At 48.9% G+C, this 513-nt stretch carries 1 protein-coding gene; it reads right to left on the reverse strand.

Going from position 1 to position 513, the window contains the following annotated elements; genetic code table 11:
- Positions 1-513 (reverse strand): S8 family serine peptidase (locus tag DWW86_RS16935; protein WP_147338122.1); only part of this gene is annotated, 513 nt, incomplete at both ends.

Raw genomic sequence — 513 nt, forward strand, 5'->3', positions numbered from 1 at the left:
TCAATCCCTTCCATCAGCTCCGTCGTCCGCGGAAAAGAATTTTCTCCTGCATTCCCCATCTTTACAACAAGCAGATCACTTTCATAGGCTACCCCGCGGTTCACGCCCTCCGATACCGTCCCATTTCCCGCCGCAATTCCGAGCACTGCCGTTCCATGTCCACTGACATCTCTGGATGGAATAAGGCGCCTGCCTTCGGTTTCCCCAAGTGCAAGCGCCTTATCAATTTCTTCTTTCGTATATTCCGTTCCTTTTGTGTAGCCTTTCGGAGGATTTCCGGGTATGCTCTGATCCCACAGATATAGTATCCTGCTGCTTCCATCCTCGTTTCGAAAATCCGGATGAAAAAAATTCACTCCCGCATCCACAATGCCGACCAGTACTCCTTTTCCGGTAAGACCATTTTTCCCTTCCTGAACCGGCAGAATGCAGCTCGCTTCTCTGCCCTGAAAGGTTTCAAAATACAGTCGTTTAGGTTTTTCAATAAATTCAATCTGCTCCCGGGCAGAATAC

Origin of the sequence: Ruminococcus sp. AF17-22AC, from assembly GCF_003460065.1 — a bacterium.
In the GTDB taxonomy this organism is placed as follows: Bacteria; Bacillota; Clostridia; order Lachnospirales; family Lachnospiraceae; genus Blautia_A.